Origin of the sequence: Serratia sp. 1D1416, from assembly GCF_003641105.1 — a bacterium.
Taxonomy (GTDB): domain Bacteria; phylum Pseudomonadota; class Gammaproteobacteria; order Enterobacterales; family Enterobacteriaceae; genus Serratia; species Serratia ficaria.
Map to the genome: position 1 here is coordinate 5160943 of NZ_CP032738.1, position 18073 is coordinate 5179015.

The following is an 18073-nucleotide window of genomic DNA, read 5'->3' on the forward strand; positions in this document are numbered from 1 at the left end:
ATTACTCTCTCAATTAGCAAGGAGCTAAACATGGATATCTACCATGCTGTTTTATCTGCTCGTTTCCTGATCTACACCCCAAACCGATGGCATATGCTGGGAACACACTGTCAGTCTTTTGCTCGTTAAGTGTACCGGTATTGTCCACCGTGCACTATTCGTTTCACTTAAGCTGACCATTGATTAAGACACTGTAGTATTAACCATGTCTGCTTATGGCACGAAGTTGCCGTAAGCAAGGATGATGGGCAGTTGCGAGCGAGGAGCAAGCCTACCTATCGGGTATTGAGTAACACAGAGGTGACCATCAAACTCGTGACAACTATCGTCCTCATTCCACCACCATTCTTGTCAATTTTCTTCTTCCCCGAGTAACCAAGCACCAAGCACCAAACAAATCACGATTCTTCCTTACTTTTGAGTTTGTCGGCGATATCTGGATCAATACGAAACTTGGTTACTGATGCAAGTACTTGGTTTTTCCATTGGGTCTCACAGGTGATCTCTCCATTGTGTTCAAATCAATGAGTTGCCCCTGGTAGGAAATCGTGGGACATTGGATGAGTAGCATTGGGGTTATGAAATACTTCAAGTTCAAAACACCAAAATTCTTTGCCATCGCAAAGATTTATATATTCAGGTGATTGAATATCAAGATCAAAGTTGATTGGTTCCAAAGCACCTTCAGTCCTGTCAAATAAAATACCAATTCTGCGGGCTTTCACAACTGGTGGGGAAAATTCAGCCTGGATGGCCATCCGTTGAAATTTTGGCAATGTCCCAGCATTGCTAAATAAGATAGCAGACAAATTTGCTATTTCTGGATTGTTAAACAGTCCAGCCTGTATATGTTCATGGCCTATAAGTTGGTCAATCGGTAACGCAGCAGCCTTCATCCCCTGGACGTTTCGACTGTATGTGCCGTTTGCCCAAACAGATAGGCAGGAAGTGACTCGCGAGACCAGAGCATAGTGCCTCCACCGCTAAAATCAGCTATAGCGATTGTAAATGGCAACCCTCTAACATACGGTAATTTTTCATATTTTCTCTGGAGTTTAGACCTGATAGTCTTGGCGAACCGTGCAGCCATATAACCTGCTGTGCGGGCTAATCGATCTTCAGGGGGATGCTGTGTTTGAGGTAACTCCAGGCTACCCGGGCCAGTTGGATTCGCGGTGACTGCTGCAACACAAACTTTGTTATTACCGCACATAAGCATAAAGTCCGGAGATGGGTAATCTTGAAAAACTTTAATCCCCTGCTCTTTAAAGCATGCGAAGAGATATAGCGCCCAGATTCTAGAGTTGAACCTCCGGCTCTGGAGATCGGTTATGAAATTATCATCAGGTTTGGGCAATGCCAGATAAAGTTCGGCAATTAAATGAAATGTCCTCGGTACTTTATCGTGGACGATAATTGTAGAAATGCCTGACAAATATTCCGCCCACCAACCTGATCCAGTCGGGCTCTAGGTGATTGCCCAGATGGAATAGGTAATGGTCCCCCTCCCTCTGAAAGATGCTTATCCAGTTGCGCTACAGCTTCCTGCTCAGTAAAACAGGTTTTATGCTCGATAGGTACCAGAACGTAATCTTCTCGCCGCCTGAGCACGACAAGGCCATATAAGCTATCACTGAATCGAAGCACTGCGCCATATCCAAGCCCTTTTTCATTTTCCCAAGCTGAAAGGAATTCTGCATTACCATAATTTGGTCCATGTGGTAATGACATTGCAAATATTTTGAAAGACTCAATAGGCATTCTATGTAGGCTCAGTATCTTATCGAACATTTTTTCCTCTTACCGCCGCCAACCCTAAAATTCACTTAAACTGAAGCTTTCTTGATTTGAAAATAATGTTTCTGATACCAACGAGCCTGATATGCCTTCTGTTTCTTGTGTGTCTAACGCAACTATCGTATTAAGCTCGGGAAATAATTTTCTCTTTGTACTTGGTTTAATGTGTACATGTGAGATCATCGCTAAAAAACGTCTGGTTGTATAAATTGTGTCATAATGAGCAGACCCTTCACCATCGTCATACCATGAGCCTGTATCCACCACTGCAGTGTTAAGTAATGGTGATATTGCGTTGAAATTATCAGTGCGAATAGAAACAGCGAACTTGAATGGATACGAGTCTCCCTGCGCAAAGTAATCTTCCCCACGCCCATACTGCCTCGTAATCTCAACTGTTCCGCGAACCAGAAGATAGATATACACTTCATCAAGGCTGAGCAATTCAGTGGAGGCTACATTGCACCAATCGACAGTTGTCTGTGATGATAAAATATCCAGTTCGTCCGGAATGTTATTTCTTGTGACTTCATTAACTTCATTCTGAACTTCTTCAATTATTGATTCAGTAATAAGTCGCTCAAGCTCATCGAAATCATCGAATATTTTATTACACAGTTGTATGAGCAGTTTGGCACGTTCAAAAAACAGCTTGGGGTTACTATCAAAAGAATGTTCGCTAATATGGGTGTAATCGTTTAACGAAGCATAGTTTTTATTAAACCAGCCTATACCAGCCTCTAGAATTTCGAGAGCTGCCTCATCAAGAAGCTGATCGGGTATATGCTTCTGGGCAATGTATTTAGCTTGCTGTTTACGGGTAACAGTGGCGTTATTTTTGTTTTTAGTGAACCATGGAGACGCCATAACTCTTTCATCCGGCGCCAATCGTTTCAGCACATGATTTATCAGCTCACGCATTGCATAAGCAAAGTTGTTTAAGCGAAGAGGATTGCCGTGAGAACAGTAGTTACGAAGACTGGCGTACAGGAGTTCATACTCAAAGTCTGTTTCCAAGTGCTCCCGAAACTCTTTAATAAAATCCATTTCAAGCATTTTTTTTAGTTTCATACAAGTACCTAAGTATCAATTGATACTGGGCTGGTTAGCCCGTCATTATGTGACAGAACGCAATGATACGCTGAAGAGCGATATCTTGTCGTCGAAAACGCGTTTCGGGCCTCCCCTGGCTACGCGACTACCTGGCTACGTCAGGTTCTGTGTTTCAGTTCTTCCCTGTACAAATCCAGGACTTTTTTCGCAAACTCATCATCTTTGACATAAAAATAACACTCAGGCACACCCAGCAGCTCAGCCATCTGACACGCAAGTGAAAATTTTGGCGTATGAGTTCCCAGCTCGTATTGTGAGATACGTTGCCTTGCGGTAGCTTCTTCAATGCCAATCATCACCCCAAGCCTTTCCTGTGTCATACCGCACATCTTCCGGGCTTCTTTCAGTCTTTTCCCTATCATTGTTAATCCAGACAATCAATTTTTATCATTGACGTCTGTCTAGCATTCCTTTACATTTTATTTGTAAAGTAAAACCTTTACATCAGCCATACACCAAGGAAATCGTCATTATAATGATTGAAGCTTATGGGCTCCGTTCGCAAGACGGAGCCTTGTTTCATAGTGCGGGGCGTAAAATAGAGCAGCCAATGGCAAGGTAGCCAAAAATGTAGATTTGCTATTCGGCCAACATCTCTTTCCCCTGCAGCCACCTAATGGATAGAATTCATCTCGCCCGTGATCGCGCCTAAGTAAGCGGGAAAGAAGCATGGCTTTCAACCAGCCAATCACCAATAGCCTGATACCTAAGACGAGAAGAATCCAGGTCAGAGGTGTGGCAAGATCCTCCAACGAAAAGGACAACAATTTTGCAGTATGCGCGTTTGAATGAGATCCCCCTTCGGTGTAAACAAGTGTCTGGCTGCGACCACAGTAAAAAGTAAGCCGAACACTCAGTAACCTTTATAAAAACGAAGCAGAACAACAAAGGGCGTAAGTGAAATCTTGGACATGAGGGGAGCCGAATGGCTGTGCGTGATTGGCACTGAGTCTGCACGAAGTATACTTGAAGGGCACGCGACCCGAATTTTGTTTAGTTACCCGCTTCGTTCAGATCAAAGAAATTTCCTCGACGAAACTCAGCATACAAAATGGTGGCAACCGCTATAAAATAAGTCCATAATTAAGTCCTAACCAATTTGGTTTATCCATGAAACTTTTATTTCATCAATTGGTTAGAGCCTGGATTCAGGTCCAGTCAGAGGAGCCATATTAGAGAAGCCCGCTCAGGGAAACCTGAGCGGGCTTTTCGATTTCTGGGATCTTGCCGCCTTTCTTGGCATACAGTCTGAAGCTTTCAACGTTTTCGCTTCGCTTCAGCTATACCCTGTAGTTAATGCAGGCAGTTCACGACTCTGGTATCTCAGCTTATCGTATCAATGGTAAAATTTTGCTTGGCCACTACATCTTGTGATGAACATGCCGTTGACATCCAGATTTATTAATCAATGACACGTTACGTAAAACCAGGTTTAGAACCGAGCAACCTTGAAGGTTACCCTCATCGCTCAAGAATGCCCTCAATCGGCTATCACTTGTTGAACTGTTTATTCTCACCCCGGCGTCCATGCACCTTATGGCCGAACGCCTGAGCCGGACGAAGAAATAAATGCGGCTATCGGACTGCAATGGCAACAATGCCGGGAGGGCAACCTGAAATCACCCGATATGCCGGCGGCTCGCTGCCCACTCCTGTACTCACTCTTCAGCGCCTGCCACCTTAACGGTATCAACGCCAATGAGGATGGCCGCTTTGGGGCCTTATATCTTTGGCACTGATAACTGCGTAGATCCAGAAGTGTGGCGGCACTACGCTATCAGGCATATCCTTGATAGGGTAAAATATATGCCTCTTCTTCAGTTGAAAGTTACACATTTAAGCCTGAGCATCAATATGAAAAAATGTTAATAAATCACAAATGTTTCCTCCTGTATCGAAGAGGAGAATCACCTATCCTTTTTTTAAAGGAAGTTATAAAATAAGTAGGCTCTGAAAAACCAACCGTTCTTCCTATTTCGCTGATACTCAACTCACTTCGCAGGAGTAATTCACAGGCTTTTCTCAACCGAAAAGTAGTAATATATGCATTTAGCTTTTCTCCGGTTTCAGCATGAAACCTTCTGGAAATATAACTTTTTGATTTTTTCAAATCATCGACGATATTATCCAGACAAAATTTATTCGTGTAGTTTTCTTCCACCCATAACATCACCTGGCAGGAAATCCGGCACTCATCTTCATGGTTGCTTTTGTTTGGTGGCGGAAGCATACTGAAAAGGGAAAGAAGTAAAGTTGCCACATTCTCCCTGTTCAGTTCATGCTCTTCCGCAAGGGTACTATAATGCGTGAATAAAGTATTAATCCAGATGTGCAAACCTTCCAGATCAGCAACAAAAGCCTCATTTCCACGCGCGGACAACTGGCGAAACTTCTTCTGATTATGTGGGAACGCATCAAAGACATGTAGTAATGCATTCTGATCGACATGGATGATTGTCCTGCGGTAAATACTTGCGGCACTTTCCTCCACCATAATTTTATGCAGATTGAAGGGAGGGAAAATAAAAATCCTTCCCGGTCGCATGGTGTAATGCCGGTTATCAGCAATAACCACTCCGTAGCCTTCTTCGACATACAGAACTTCAAGACACTGATGCCAGTGATGATAACGAACCGGATTTGCATTAAGGCGGCTGAAAGAAATAATACTTTCCCTGAGCTTAATAGGTTCAAGTCTGTCGGTAATGGATGATGGTTTCATAGTGCAATATTTTTAAGTTTTTTTAGGAGTAAAACCATTAATAAACCGTTTTTTTAAATTTTCAACACCGCGGTGTCATTATCATGATACATATGTGACGGTGATAACATTTCAGGTATTAGAGCCTCCTTATCCTCTGTGCATCAGTCTGTTCCGCTCAAAAATTTGATCCTTGAACATCAGATTGAACAGATTAAGTCATATACAGCAGAGGTAACAGCATGAATTTTGAGTCTATAAAATCAAATCCTTTGACCTCGAGACAGGACGTTATTCAGTTCCTGTCTGCGCTTCTGGAACCGCTAAATGACCTTTTTTCACCGGACGATGCCGGTTTTTCACTAGGGGACACCTGTGCGCATTACGGTGCGGAAATCGCCCGCATGGAAGGTTTATCCCGGGCGCTGTGGGGAATATTCCCCTTAATGGCGTCCGGTGAGGAAGAACATTTCAGCAACTGCTATGTTGCGGCGATTAAAGCAGGCACCAACCCGCAATCATCGACATACTGGGGAGAAACAGGTCCCTACGATCAGCGTCTTGTAGAAATGGCTGTCTATGGTCTGGGCCTGTCACTACTGCAGGACCGGCTGACCAGTAAATTCAGTGAAAAAGAGCTTTCTGACTTTTATCGCTGGCTGAATCAGATCTCCACCGCTGTTATGCCGGACAGTAACTGGAATTATTTTGCCATTATGGTCCAACTGGGTTTTAAGCGTGCGGGTCTGCCCTGGGACAATGAGGTCATTAATCAGCGTTTCGGCATGATGGAAGCCTATTATCTTGGTGGCGGATGGTATTCAGACGGTATAGGCCGTCCACGCGATTATTATATCTCCATGGCGTTTCACTTTTACGGTCTGATTTACGCGACGCTGAACGGCGAGGATGACCCAAAGCGTGCTGAAGAGCTCCGCAACAGGGCACGACACTTTGCGAATGATTTTGTTTATATGTCTGCAGCGGATGGCTCCTCCATTCCTTTCGGCAGAAGCCTCACCTACCGTTTTGCAACCATCGCCTTCTGGTGTGCCGTGGCCTTCTCCGGGCTGGATGTTCTTTCCCCAGGGCAGATCAAGGGGCTTATTCTACGAAATTTACGCTGGTGGCAGAATAAGCCTTTTCTGGATCGGAACGGCATATTGACGCTCGGTTATAGTTACCCCAACCTCGCGTTCTGCGAAGATTATAATTCGCCGGGCTCTCCCTACTGGGCGCTTAAAATATTCCTTATTCTTGCTATTCCTGAAAATAATTCGTTCTGGACAGAAGCTGAGCTGCCATTACCCGTAACAAATGGAAAACATGTCATCCCACAGGCTTCGCAGATTATTCTTCACCCACAGAATGGCGGGCATGTCTATATGCTTACATCCGGACAGCTTGAACTAAATAATTATGTCAATACGGAGGCGAAATATACAAAATTCGCTTATTCCACGGAATTCGGGTTTACCATTGAGCGGGGTCGCTACGGTATTAAACATGCGGCCTGCGACTCTATGTTGCTGCTGTGCGAACACGATAATTACTGGCGTGGAAGGCGGGACTGTGAGCAAATCTTAATTCATGATAATTACATCTGGTCACACTGGTCTCCCTGGCATGACGTTCATATAGATACCTGGCTTATTCCCTGCGACGAATGGCATGTTCGTATTCATCGGCTTGACAGCGCACGAGATCTGCAAACGGTTGAGGGGGGATTTGCCGTCATGAACGGAGCAGATATCGTCATCCCGCGTGATGATCGGGAAAGCCTGCTTTGCGCGGGAAACGGCACCAGTCTTATTCAGGATTTGTCCCCTTATACCCCGAGACAACCGGGCTGTGTGGTGACCCCCCCTAACAGCAGCATCATGTTTGCTGAATGCGCGGCTATTCCCGTCTTAACAGGGGAAGTGACAAAAGGGATGAGCTGGCTTGTCTGCACGGTAGCTGCCTCACGAGAAGTAAACAAAAAATATTCCGGAAGACCACAAGTCACTGTTCGAGACGGCGCTCTTTGCGTCAGGCATGCTGGCGAAGAAAAAAATATACCTTTCAGTATCTGACCCTATAGTAAATAACAGCATTTTATCGAGGCATTTATGAAAAGTATTACAAAAGAAAGCAGGTCTGAATATTATAAAATCAGCTCATTTATTTTTATGTATTTTTTACATGGTCAGCAAGCATAGGTTTACTTGCAATCTGGCTAGGACAAACCTCCAACCTCAGCGGCACCGTTATTGGTACCATCTTTGCGGTAAACGGTATTTTTTCGGTCATCCTTAAACCTATATATGGGTATATTCTTGACAAGTTTGGAATGAAGAAATATCTGCTCTACTTTGTGGTCGCGATGTCTGCCCTGATGGCACCGTTCTTTATTTACGTCTACCAACCTTTACTACTGTCAAGCACCATGACAGGTATTATCGCTGGTGCTATTTACCTAAGCTTTTCCTGGTATGCAGGTGTGGCCGCTTGTGAATCTTACACGGATCGCTATAGCCGCCTTAACGGGATGGAATTTGGGCAAATCCGAATGTGGGGTTCACTCGGCTGGGCTGTCGCATCCTCCTTTTCCGGCATTCTGTTTAATCTGTCTCCGGCCTATAACTTTATTCTGGGCAGCGTCACGTCGCTGATTATGCTGGCTGTATTGTTCAGTCTCAGGGTAAATACAGCCACAGCGCATGCCAGTGAAGTGCTTTCAAAGCAAAAAATTGTTCCGGCAGATGTCCTTACCCTACTGAAAACCAGAAAGTTCTGGGCGTTCTGTATGTATATCGCCGGTGTAGCCTGGATGATGTTTATCGCGGAACAACAGTTCTCCCGCTATTTTGTTACTTTCTTTGATGATGTCCATCGGGGGAATGAGGTGTTTGGTTATCTGGGCACCGTACAGTCCGGCATGGAATTTATCATGTATATGATTATCCCAGCTTTCGTTAATTATATTGGAGCTAAAAAAGGTCTGCTGATTGTCGGCCTGGTGGTGGGTTCCCGCCTTATAGTCTCCGGTCTGTGTGATTCCCATCTGCTAATTTCCGTGCTCAAACCCCTTTACGGTCTGGAAATCTGCCTGCTGCTGGTATCCATCTTCAAATACATTGCCGAACACTTTGACAAACGTGTTAACGCAACCATGTATCTGCTGGGTTATCAGGCCATGTTATACGTGGGTAATATGGTCGTTTCAGCCCCCGCAGGTCAGCTTTATGACAAAATCGGCTTTGAAAAAACCTATATCATCATGGGGTGCATCGCGCTTGTTTTTACGCTGATATCCTCGATGACACTTTCTTCCTGTAAGAGTAAAAGAGATTTACGCACAGGTATCGTAACCGAAAACAGAAGTTCCCTGGAAGAAATTCATTAATCAATACAGGTCATCAATAACCTGGCAGTAAATACAGGAATAGGAATATGTTAAATAATATTGTTAAAGAGTCGCTGCGTGATATGGCGGATGAATCTAAGAAAGACCGTCAGTTTTACGATGAGCTAACTCAAGCACGTGGCCATGTTCTTGGACTGATTAGTCGTAATTTAACTGATTTCGGTGAACGCTTTCCTGCAGAAACCTGCGTCGACGGTTATTATCCATTGACAGAAAATGTGGAATGGACGCCAAGTTTCTGGACCGGTCAGCTGTGGCTCGCGTGGGAAATGAGCGGGGAACAACAGTTCCGTGCGATGGCGGAAAAAAATGTTCGCTCGTTCGGGTTGCGTATAGCCGGCCGACACGACACGAATACTCACGATCTCGGGTTTCTGTATACCCTCTCGTGTGTGTCCGCCTGGCGACTAACCGGCAATAAGGAAGCGCGTAGTTTTTCACTGCTGGCGGCTGAGGCGCTGCTGGAGCGCTTTCATAAAAAAGCCCGAATCATACAGGCATGGGGAGACCTTTCCGATCCGACACAGGCCGGAAGGATGATTATTGACTGCAATATGAACCTTCCGTTGCTTTACTGGGCCAGCGAACAGACGGGGGATCCGCGCTTTGCACAGGCCGCTTATGAGCACGTGCGCCAGGCGGCCCGCTATCTGGTCCGTGAGGATGCCTCAACATACCATACCTACTATATGGATATTGTCACCGGTGAACCTCGCTATGGGAATACTCAGCAGGGTTACGCAGATGACTCCTGCTGGTCGAGAGGTCAGGCATGGGGTATTTACGGTTTCACACTCAGTTACCTCTATACAGGCGATCGGGAACTGCTGGAGCTGGCAAAAAGACTTGCCAATTATTTCCTGAACCGCCTGCCGGAAGATGGTGTATGTCACTGGGATCTCGCCCTGCTGGGCACCGATGCCCTTCGTGATTCTTCTTCTGCGGCAATTGCCCTTTGCGGATTGCTTGAATTATGTAAACACCTTCCGGTGACCGATCCTGAACGAGATCAATATCTGAGTGCATCTAGACGGATAATGCGTTCCCTGACACGGAAATACCTCGCTCGCAAAGAAGATCGCTGTAATGGCCTGCTCAAACATTCCGTCTATCACTTGGCGAGTAATAAAGGTGTAGATGAATGTGCAAGCTGGGGTGATTACTTCTACGTGGAGGCGCTAGTCCGTATGACGCAGCCATGGAATATATACTGGTGATGTGCTGCACAGGTTGAACCAGTCTCTGTCACTGGTTATGTGGAATGTCTACAGCAAGGATGCTTAATTTATCGACAGGCGGGAGTTTCTGTTTGAAAATCAGATGGCATTTATTAAAACAGTGATTGTAAACCATGTAAAATATATCCACCCTGAGTCAGGCAGATGACAACCATTATTTTTCATGGTGTCCGGACATTCAGCCATCGCTAAAACTTAAATGCCATTTTCTGACAAAATTATTATCATAATTTATTATTTATTCATATTAACCATTGAATAATGGCATACTACCTACAGGAGGTGAAACACTTCAAAAATTGCTCACAAAAAATATGTCTCACAATCATTTGATGAAACTGTTATTCCCGATAGCTTCACTGCAACAAATCATTTTTTCATGATGAAGCGTGAATGTATAAGGTATAAATATGAAAAATATTAAAGTGGCGATTTTATCTCTGAGCACCCTTTACTCTGTCAACTCGTTCTCTGCCGGTCCTTGGATTGAAGTTAGGGAAGCATATAATACCGCATCTAAAAAACATGAATTTGTATTACGCGGAGCATATAATTTCGCAAATGGCGCGGGAATCATGCTGACCAATGCCTATGACACAAACAAATATGATGAACTGAAACATAGTTATAATGAACTGGAAGGATGGTACCCGCTGTTTAAACCCACACGGGAGCTCACCATTTCTCCGGCCCTGATTATCACCGATAATAAAAATGGTTCCACTGTATCACCCTATGTTGATATGAATTATAAGTTTACAACTGATTTTAATGTTACGTTACGCTACCGTTACAACCATAGGAGCTACGAAACCCCCGATCTCAATGAAAAAGACGACAGGGATAGCACGCATCAAATTGTCATGTACTGGAACTATAAAATCAATAATACCTGGGCATATACATTTGAGCCGGACTATTATATGAATATTAATGACTATCATCGCCCAAACGGAAAGGATCATAGCTGGGAACTAAATAATAAACTGGTCTATACATACGATCGGCACTGGAAACCTTATGTAGAGGCTTCCTGGCTAGATCGCTCTATTGAATATGCTAAAGAACAGTATCGCTTCCGTGTCGGGATCCGATATTATTTTTGATGAAAAACAAAAACTGTGGGCGAACTATGCTGTATGGCCCACAGATTGATTGTGTTTCAGTTAATCATAGAACAGTCGAAGCACAAATACTGGAAGCTATGGAGGCTAAATGAAAGCAGCTTTATTAATAACAGAAGGTTTTGAAGAGGCAGAAGCTGTCATTGTTTATGATATCTTATGCCGGCTTGATGTGGATGTGGACGTTATCTCCTGTACTGACCTGAGAATACTTACAGTAGACGCATATTTTTCCTTATCTGTAAACGCGGGAAAACATATTGATAACGCGCGACTCACTTTATACGACGCGGTCATTATCCCGGGTGGGCCAGCCTCAACTGAAGATATGTCGCGTGCCCCCAAAGTTATCGAGTTTATTCAACAACATGATCTGCGTGAAAAATGGATTTGTGCTTTATGTTCTGCACCTGCACGGGTTCTTGGCCAGAATTATCTGTTACATGATCGCAACTATACCTGTTCAGGTGAGTTATGGCAAACCTGTCCGGATGGAAAATACACCGGTGAGAATATCGTTGTTGATGGTAACCTCATTACCGGAAAAGGCCTTGGTGTGGCGTTTGAATTCGCTTTCACGATAGCTGAAGCTATGACAAGGGAGTCTAATAAAATACAGAAGCAAAAAGAACATATATATTTCACTCGATGATATTAATTCAATCAAAAAACCTGTTTGCACAGAATCATAAAGACAATAGCTGCTTTGAGGTTAAGCTGGATCTCATCAATAGATCCAGCCACTTTACTATTGGAAACAGGAATCAGCTAGCGGGCTTGTTGTCGGGCCGGCTCCCCTGCGTTGGCGTTACGGCGTGGCGGCGTTAGCCTCCGCCGATGCACGCAGGCCGCGCCCTGTCAGCGTGAAATAGGAAATGACGGTAAAGGTTGTGGTGATCAGGCCAAGGATCAGATAGGCCTGATGAAAACCCACCGAGTCATACATTCTTCCTACCCAGGCGGAAAGCACCACGCCCGAAAGCTGTTTGGACAGATTAAAACCAATCAGGAACAAGGTTGCCGACACCCGGGGGTCAAACACCGAGGAGATATATTTGAAGGTGCCCACCAACAGGAAAGGCAGCTCGAACATATGCAGCGTTTTCAGCAGAATCACTTCAATGCCGCTGCTGGCGAAGGACGAACCGATAATCCTTACCGACATGATGACGCCGGCCACCAGCAGCGCATTCTTGGCGCCGATGCGGTTAATGATAAACGGGGCGCAGAACATAATGCAGGCGTTCAATAACTCCCCGCCGGTAGTGACGAAACCGAAGATCTCGGTGCCCCTTTGGGGGGATGAAAAGAATCCTTTGAAAAAGTTGGCGAATTGCTGGTCGAACACGTCGTAAATACTGGCGACGCCGATAACGTATAACAGGAAGGCCCAGAAGCGCGGCATTTTTAACAGATCCAGCGCCATGGCCAGCGAGAACTCGCGCCGATTCGCTCCCAGCTTGTCCATTACCTGCACCGTCTGGTTCGGTTGCGGGCGGGAAACAATCAGCAAGACGGCCAGCACCCCCCCAAACCCTGAGGCAATCCAGAACGTAATGTTGGGGTTAATGCTGAACAGCAGCCCAGTTATCGACGCGCAAATGGCCCAGCCCACGCAGCCGGAAACGCGAACCTTGCCGTATTCAAAACGGTTGGTGCGGCTGACGCGTTCAATATAGGCCTCCACAGCCCCCGCGCCGCCGGAGAAAACAAACCCCAGGTAAAGCCCCCCCGCCAGCGCGCCGGCATAAATATTGTATTGCAGCAAAGGCGCGAGCACGTAAATAAAGAACGGCGCGAATAAAATCAAAAGAATGACAATCGCCCAGAGCAGATGTTTGCGCAGGCCCAGCTTGTCGGAGATTAAACCGAAAACCACCTGGAAAATAATGGCAAACAAGGCAATAAATGAAAATACCATCCCAGTTTCAGTTTTGCTGAGGTGATTGACATCCGAAAGCCATATCGGGAAAAAAGGGAAATACGCCGACATGATAAAATAATAGAAAAAAAAGAATAGCATGAAATAAATAAAGTTATGTCTTTCCTGCGCCGAGAGCTGAGTCAATTTCATAGTGTCACCTGGATTATTATTTTGTAATGGGGGAAACATACCCAAAAAAATTGGAGTTGCATCACAACAAAACCAACGATTTTGTTGAACTGCGCTTGCGCTGGCCCCAACGATTCGGGTAAGTGAGCGCAGCCAACACAGAGGCAGCTTCAAGTATGACGGGCATATCCCCCCTCCACGTTTACCGATGCTTAATACTGACCTGATAACGCCACTGCGTTTCCTTTAACAACCACTCTTTATGCACGCTCGGCGTCCAGGAATCATCTCCCCCCACGCCCATGTGCCGCGCATCCAGGGTAATCCAGATACCGGGTTCAGCACGCAACAGATGCCAATGGTCGACATCCATCAACTGTTTGCTGCCGTAAGGCATGATGGAGAAATGGAATAACCCGTCGACACGCCAGCCTCCCCAATTGAGTTCATGGGTGTTGCATCGCAATCCATTCTCCGTGGGAAAGACATACGGGGTGACCATCTCACTCAACGGCAGGCGCCAGCGTGAGAAACAGGCGCTTTTTTGGCGGTCGGGGTAGTTCTCATGCGGCCCCAATCCTAACCACTCGACATCTGCGGAGGCCGATGTGGCTTGGAAAACCATGCCGATACGCGCCAGCGGCGGCAAATGGCCAGCACGCTCTCCTGCTACGTCGATCTTCAGCGCGCCGTGGCAATCAATGCTCATCTGCCAGTGGCTGACGATCAGAACCTCATCGTCATACCGGTAATGGAAGGTGCTGCGGATCTCCACGCGGTCTTCGTAAACCGCCGCCGTGCACTGGGTGCAGGTTCGCTGCATGGCATAAAGCCCGGCTTTTTTCCAGCGTTCCACCCAGGCGTTAGGGTCGCATCGTTCAACTTCACTGACCCCTATGTCGTTATCCAGCGGCGCACGAACAAACTGGTCGGTGAACGGACTCATCAGTTTGTTTTCACCCGCCACCGTCCATCGCATCAACAAACCGCTCTTGCTGTCGATAAACCATTCCCGATCGCCATGCAGCACCCGGTAGCCGTCGTCATGGCGCTGCAGTTCAGGGCGAACGCCAGGTTTTGGCGCATCCGGCAACGCCAGAGCCGTCGGCAAATGGAATTGTTGCCATGCAACGCGGTGCCCGGCCGATGACCAGGCGGTGGCTTCCGGTTGGATAACTTCAAGGATCAGAGTGACATTGCGGGCATTCGCCGGCAAATCGATACGTTCCGCCAGGGTGACGACGGCATTTCCCTGCGGCGGGATATCCAACGCCTCCTCGCCAGACCGCCATTCGCGCCCATCCTGTTCAATCCGCCAGTGCAGCCTTTCATTGTCGGTACGGCGGAACAGGTATTCACTGCCGACAGTCACCTCGAGCGGCGCATGGCCCACCAACGAAAACTGGAAGAACTGCTGCGCATGTTTGGCTTCATGGAGCGAGGGGTGTGGCGTGCGGTCGGCAAACACCAGGCCGTTCAGGCAGAACTGCCGGTCATTGGGGGTGTCGTTGAAGTCGCCGCCATAGGCCGATACGCGCGATCCATTTCCATCGTCTTTAAGCAAAGATTGATCGGCCCAGTCCCAGACAAACCCGCCCTGAAGCCGCGGATACTGACGAAACGCGCGCCAGTATTCGTCAAAATTCCCCAGGCTGTTGCCCATCGCGTGGGCGTATTCGCACAGTATCAGGGGGCGGTTTTCGCCCGGCATGCCGACCCATTTTTTTATCGACCATTTTGGCACTCCAGGGATGAGTTGATCTTCATCCACCCGAGCATACATTGGGCAAAGGATATCCGTTGCCGCACTGTTGGCCCCGCCGCCCTCGTACTGAACCGGCCGCGTGGGATCGTTGCTTTTAATCCAGCGATAAAGCGCATCATGCAAACTGCCGTGCCCGGACTCATTGCCCAACGACCAGATGATGATGGAGGGATGGTTGCGGTTACACTGCACCATGCGGGTCACGCGGGCGCTGTAAGCCGGGAACCAGCTCGGATCGTCACTCAGCCGCGCCATCGGCACCATGCCGTGAGTTTCGATATTGGCCTCATCCACCACGTAAAGGCCGTAGCGGTCACAAAGCTCGTACCAGCGTGGATTGTTGGGATAATGCGAACAGCGCACGGCATTAAAGTTGTTCTGCTTCATCAGCAGAATATCCTGAATCATATCCTCTTCGTTGATCGCCTGGCCGCGCACCGGGTGGTGCTCATGCCGGTTGACGCCACGGATCAGCAGCGGTTTGCCGTTCACTTTCAGCAACCCGTCCCTTATCTCTACGTGGCGAAAACCGGTGTCCGCCGCCTCGGCCTCGATCAGTTGCCCATCGGCGCCATAAAGCGCAATGACGGTCCGATAACAATGGGGTAGCTCGGCACTCCACAAATCCGGCGCCTGCACCGGCAACGCAAAGGTTACCCGATCGGCATAAGTCCCCCGCTCGTCGATCGCCTCGGTGCCCAACGGCTTGCGCTGGCCGGCGATTTTTTCGTCGCCTCGCCACAGGGACAAATCCACCTGCAGCCCCGTCAGCCGGGCTTTCCCCGCAGCGACGTGGACCGAGGCCCGCAAGGTGCCATGCCGGTACTCCGTATCCAGCCCGGCGGACAACTGGAAATCGGTAAGGTGGATGTCCGGCTTGTGCAGCAATGACACCGAACGGTAAATGCCGCTCATGCGCCACATGTCCTGATCCTCAAGCCAGGTCCCCGAACTCCAGCGCATCACCAGCGCGCAGAGGCGGTTCCCGCCGGCACGAAGCGCATCGGTTAAATCGAACTCGGCCGGTAAACGGCTGTCCTGCGAGTAGCCAATCCACACTCCATTGCAAAAAAGGTGGAATGCCGAGTTCACTCCGTTGAAGATAATTCGGGTTTTGCCTGTCTTCAGCCATGCCTCGGGGATTTCGATCTCGCGCGAATAGCACCCCGTCGGGTTTTCCTGCGGCACAAAAGGCGGTTCGGTCGAGATCGGGTAGCGGACGTTGGTGTAGATCGGCGCATCATAGCCGTCCATCTGCCAGTTAGAAGGCACGGTTACCGGCCGGCTATCCCGGCTATCCTCCACCAACCAACGCGGATCCACCGCTTCGGGCCGGTCCAGATAAACAAACTGCCATTCGCCATCCAGCGAAACGCGCCGATCGGAGCGCCGGCTATCCCTGGCCTCCTCAACCGTGCGCCAACTGCGAAATTGCGGGTGGGCAGGCAATCTGTTGAGGTGGGTGACGGCCGGGTTTTGCCAGTCCTGCCGGGCCAGAACCTGATGGAGAAGGCTGTCCGGCGGGTTGTCGTTTACCGAATAAAGAGGCTGCTTCATAACAATCCTTACCTGTTGCCAAAGGGATGTATAGCGCTATACATTTTCATTCGAGTAAATACGATCCACGCCTTGGCCAGCAATGAATTTAGTGGTTATATTTGAGTTCAATCACGCTATTTCTCGATTGTTTCCTTTAATGTATTACGCATGACATCAAATGTTTTTTTACTACATTTTCGGACAGAACGACGCATTGCCGGCCAAGGCCGCACTTTATTGCGAGAGGGAATTGATGAATAAACGACAGGCAACGCTGGAAGACGTGGCAAAACAGGCGGGTGTCTCCCAACAGACCGTGTCACGGGTGCTGAACAACCCGGATATCGTCTCCGAGCGCACGCGCAATAACGTGCTGGGCGCGATGAATACGCTCAATTATGTGCCTAACCGCTCCGCACAGATCCTGGCCGGCAAGACCTTGCCGACGTTCGGCTTGCTCACCACCTCCCTTGCACTGCATGCCCCTTCGCAAATCGCCTCGTCGTTCAAGCGCCATGCGGAATTGGTGGGGTATCAGGTGGCCATCTCGATGCTGAAAACCGGGCGGTTGAGCGTCCTTCAGTCGGCGCTGAATGAATTTAGGGCGCAGAAGATCAACAGCGTGGTCATGAGCCTGCCGCTGGAAAAAGCGGATGCAGAAACCCTGGTACGGGATAACCCGGACATGCGGCAACTGTTTCTGGACGTGCCTCCCGCCGCAGAGGTCTGTCATCTTGGCTTTCTCCACAGCGACGGCACGACCAGCAGCGTTAACCTGCTTCTGGAGCTGGGGCATCGGAAATTCGGTTTGCTGGCCGGACCGGAAAGCTCCATTTCGGCACGGCTGCGTCTGGCCTGTTGGCGCGACACCCTGTATCAGGCAGGCATTGCGGAGACAGATACCGAATACGGCGACTGGAGCGCCAACAGCGGCTGGGTAAAAACCGTGGAATTGTTCAGCAGACACCCGGATATCACGGCAATGCTGGTCGCCAGCGACCAGATGGCGTTAGGGGTCATCAGCGCCTTGCGGCAACTCAACAAGCGTATACCGCAGGATGTGTCCGTGATTGGCTATGACGATACCCCCGACAGCCAGTATTTCCACCCGGCCCTGACCACGGTGAGGCAGGACTTTGACCTTATCGGTAAACGTGCGGTCACTCATTTATTGAGCATGGCGAGTCAGCCACAAGAGGCGTTTAACGATCTGCTACCGACCACCCTGGTTATCCGGCAGTCCACCGGCAAACCGGACGCAGCGGGTTCGGAGAGCGCGCTCGTCAGGCAACTGAAAGCCTTGGTGCAGCAGCTGTAATATTCCCTCCGAAATT

12 protein-coding genes and 1 pseudogene are annotated in these 18073 nt (G+C 48.1%); 6 read left to right on the forward strand and 7 right to left on the reverse strand.

Going from position 1 to position 18073, the window contains the following annotated elements:
• Positions 1-521: 521 nt before the first annotated feature.
• From D7I37_RS25045 to D7I37_RS25070, 5 genes are all read right to left on the reverse strand, one after another.
• The gene (locus D7I37_RS25045; RefSeq protein WP_129544601.1) at positions 522-896 is read right to left on the reverse strand and encodes a hypothetical protein; all 375 of its coding nucleotides are present in this window, start codon (positions 894-896) and stop codon (positions 522-524) included.
• Positions 897-1377: 481 nt separating this feature from the next.
• On the reverse strand, positions 1378-1791 hold the full coding sequence (locus tag D7I37_RS25050; RefSeq protein WP_129544602.1) for a hypothetical protein: 414 nt from the start codon (positions 1789-1791) through the stop codon (positions 1378-1380).
• Positions 1792-1815: 24 nt separating this feature from the next.
• Positions 1816-2868 carry a hypothetical protein gene (locus tag D7I37_RS25055; protein WP_129544603.1) on the reverse strand — a complete coding sequence of 351 codons (1053 nt, stop codon included), beginning with the start codon at positions 2866-2868 and terminating at the stop codon, positions 1816-1818.
• A 140-nt stretch (positions 2869-3008) separates the two neighbouring features.
• The gene (locus D7I37_RS25060; protein WP_129544604.1) at positions 3009-3272 is read right to left on the reverse strand and encodes a helix-turn-helix transcriptional regulator; all 264 of its coding nucleotides are present in this window, start codon (positions 3270-3272) and stop codon (positions 3009-3011) included.
• 1511 nt (positions 3273-4783) lie between these two features.
• Entirely contained in the window at positions 4784-5632 is an 849-nt protein-coding gene (locus D7I37_RS25070; RefSeq protein ID WP_129544605.1) for an AraC family transcriptional regulator, read from the reverse strand.
• Positions 5633-5853: 221 nt separating this feature from the next.
• On the opposite strand from D7I37_RS25070, the gene D7I37_RS25075 reads away from it, so the two are divergent.
• The 5 genes and pseudogenes from D7I37_RS25075 (at position 5854) to D7I37_RS25095 (ending at position 12034) form a co-directional block, all read left to right on the forward strand.
• Complete coding sequence (locus D7I37_RS25075) at positions 5854-7686, forward strand: DUF2264 domain-containing protein (protein ID WP_129544606.1); 1833 nt, start codon at positions 5854-5856, stop codon at positions 7684-7686.
• 36 nt (positions 7687-7722) lie between these two features.
• Positions 7723-8999, forward strand: a pseudogene (locus D7I37_RS25080) (oligosaccharide MFS transporter).
• Positions 9000-9046: 47 nt separating this feature from the next.
• On the forward strand, positions 9047-10237 hold the full coding sequence (locus tag D7I37_RS25085; RefSeq protein ID WP_129544607.1) for a glycoside hydrolase family 88 protein: 1191 nt from the start codon (positions 9047-9049) through the stop codon (positions 10235-10237).
• A 431-nt stretch (positions 10238-10668) separates the two neighbouring features.
• Positions 10669-11364, forward strand: a complete 696-nt coding sequence (gene ompL, locus D7I37_RS25090; protein WP_129544608.1) for a porin OmpL — start codon at positions 10669-10671, stop codon at positions 11362-11364.
• Positions 11365-11473: 109 nt separating this feature from the next.
• Positions 11474-12034, forward strand: a complete 561-nt coding sequence (locus D7I37_RS25095; RefSeq protein ID WP_129544609.1) for a DJ-1/PfpI family protein — start codon at positions 11474-11476, stop codon at positions 12032-12034.
• 156 nt (positions 12035-12190) lie between these two features.
• Here D7I37_RS25095 and D7I37_RS25100 read toward each other — a convergent pair whose 3' ends face one another.
• Positions 12191-13456 carry an oligosaccharide MFS transporter gene (locus tag D7I37_RS25100; protein WP_095098366.1) on the reverse strand — a complete coding sequence of 422 codons (1266 nt, stop codon included), beginning with the start codon at positions 13454-13456 and terminating at the stop codon, positions 12191-12193.
• A 181-nt stretch (positions 13457-13637) separates the two neighbouring features.
• Positions 13638-16757, reverse strand: coding sequence for a beta-galactosidase (locus D7I37_RS25105; protein WP_129544610.1), 3120 nt, complete (start codon positions 16755-16757; stop codon positions 13638-13640).
• A 235-nt stretch (positions 16758-16992) separates the two neighbouring features.
• Between D7I37_RS25105 and D7I37_RS25110 the strand changes: the two genes are divergently transcribed.
• Entirely contained in the window at positions 16993-18057 is a 1065-nt protein-coding gene (locus D7I37_RS25110; protein WP_095100214.1) for a LacI family DNA-binding transcriptional regulator, read from the forward strand.
• Positions 18058-18073: the final 16 nt, after the last annotated feature.